Source organism: Coleofasciculus sp. FACHB-712 (assembly GCF_014695635.1).
Taxonomy (GTDB): Bacteria; Cyanobacteriota; Cyanobacteriia; order Cyanobacteriales; family FACHB-T130; genus FACHB-T130.
On record NZ_JACJOQ010000432.1, the window covers coordinates 1 to 2,295 of the forward strand.

Below are 2,295 nucleotides of genomic sequence, written 5' to 3' on the forward strand. Positions count from 1 at the left end.
TTGGCTGAGCGCTATCGGAATCGACGGCGGCACTTTACGCGCCGAGTGCATCTACTCGCAGGCATCATCAACTTTGAGCTAGCTCTGGTTAGCTGATTCGTGCAAGAGGTCTAATCTATCAACTCTCTTCTAAATTCATCGCCGCTAGAAAAGCTTGCTGACTGACTGTTTGATAAACAGTGTCTAAATATTGCATCACCGGCTGACTAGAACCGGATGCGAGGGTAATCGATCCGAGTACATTTAATACAGTGTCACCAGTCGGTGCAATTACGACCAGTGAAGAATCTAGCGGTTCGTCGTATTGCCAGAATTGCTCAATTTTTAGCGGGATTGTTGGTAGGGATGAAGTACCCTCGTTCGATGGCTGGGATGTCTCATCTGTGGGAATTTCAGTCTCAGCAGTTTCAGAGGTACCGCGTCTTAGCTTGCGTAAGGTATCGAGGATTTGTTCTTTGGGGCGTCCCCGCAACTGGAAGATGACGAAAGGATCTTCACTGAAGCGATCGCCTAACTGATAATAAACTGCACCAATGTGTTTGCAGGGAATTTCTTTATCCGGGCAACTGCACCGTGCATGGATATCAGACAAAGTAAAGGGAAATATACTCAAACCATTGGCGGTAAACACTTCTTGAATGTTAGGCGGCATTTCTCCCGCCAATAATTGGGCAGAAAAAATCGCCCGTTGAGACATCGTTTCAATCACGTAATCCCACTGTTCATCCGTAAAAGGGTCTAGGGATAGGGAAACTTGATAGGGTTCCGGTGCCGTACCTTGCACTTTTGCTAACACCTTTGGACCTTTAAACTCAATGCCAAGAACATTTCCCTGCATTGCATAATTTCGTGCCCTTTCCAATCGCTTTTTGAAGCGGGATTTCTCTAATAGATCAATCCATTCTTGGACCCACCATTCACGGCTTTGAATTTCGTAATTGTTCATACTATGGCTTATTTGTTATTCGTCATTTATCTAGAAAATCTAACTAATGACTGATGACTCTGGACTGGCTCATTCATCATCAATTACAGCAGTCCGATCCAGCAGTAATAAATTGCGGAGTTGGTCAGTATTCAGTTCTGTAATCCACTGTTCACCGGCACCCACCACTTGCTCTGCCAATGCTTTTTTACTTTCAATCATTTCATTAATTCTTTCTTCCAGGGTGCCGGTACAGGTGAATTTATGTACCTGTACATTCCGGGTTTGACCAATCCGAAATACCCGATCCGTTGCCTGATTTTCGACGGCTGGGTTCCACCAACGGTCGAAATGAAAGACATGATTCGCACGGGTTAAATTGAGACCCGTTCCCCCAGCTTTTAAAGAAAGAATAAAGATTCTCGGACCTTCTGGGTCGTTCTGGAATCGGTCAATCATTTCCTCCCGTTGTTGTTTGCGGGTGCCTCCATATAAAAACAGGGTTTGCCAGCCTAGATGTTTCTCTAAATAAGGTTGCAGAAGTTTTCCCCACTCGGCAAATTGAGTGAAAATCAAAGCGCGATCGCCTTCTAATAAAGCTTCCTCCAACATCTCTTCTAAACGCTGAAGTTTGCCAGAGCGACGCTGTGCTACCAGTTCTTTTTCCTTTAAAAATTGGGCGGGATGGTTGCAGATTTGCTTTAATTTTATCAACAAAGCTAAAATGATTCCCTTTCGCTGCACGCCTTCGCTGGCTTCAATTTCAACTAGCGATTCTTCCACCAATTTTTGATAGAGTGCAGCTTGTTCGGCAGAGAGTCCGCAGAATACAGTCATTTCCTGCTTTTCAGGCAAATCTTGAATGATATTACGATCGCTTTTCAGGCGTCGCAGAATAAAAGGACTAACCAGCGATCGCAATGTCTGCAACGAAGCCACATCTCCATATTTTTCAATCGGCAAGGCAAACCGGCGTTGAAAGAAATCTCGCGTTCCCAAATACCCCGGATTCAGGAAATCTAAAATTGACCACAATTCTGCCAAGCGATTTTCTACTGGCGTTCCTGTCAGCGCAATCCGGAATCCTGCTTTTAACTGACGCACTGCTTGCGATTGCTTCGCCTGGGGATTCTTAATATTTTGAGCTTCATCCAGCACCACACCCCGCCAAGAAACACTTTGAAGGTCTTTGGCATCCCGAAACGCCAGTGAATAACTGGTAATGACCAAGTCTTTGCCCTTAACGGCTTTTGCCAGCGCTTTCCCTTTCGGTCGTTTATCCCCGTGATGGACGACAACTTTCAGCGTGGGGCCAAATTTCTTAACTTCTCGTTCCCAGTTCCCCAAAACTGAAGTCGGGCAAACTAATA

General features: G+C 45.3%; 2 protein-coding genes. Both read right to left on the minus strand.

The window, feature by feature from the left end:
* Nucleotides 1–118 precede the first annotated feature (118 nt).
* Nucleotides 119–946 (minus strand): SWIM zinc finger family protein, encoded by an 828-nt coding sequence (locus tag H6F50_RS13360; protein ID WP_190429068.1) that lies wholly within the window; start codon nucleotides 944–946, stop codon nucleotides 119–121.
* 69 nt (nucleotides 947–1,015) lie between these two features.
* Nucleotides 1,016–2,295 (minus strand): DEAD/DEAH box helicase (locus H6F50_RS13365; protein ID WP_190429069.1); only part of this gene is annotated, 1,280 nt, incomplete at its 5' end.

What these genes read in the sequence shown, in the direction of transcription:
- H6F50_RS13360 (WP_190429068.1), bottom strand. Translation starts at nt 946, where the DNA reads ATGAACAATTACGAAATTCAAAGCCGTGAATGGTGGGTCCAAGAATGG.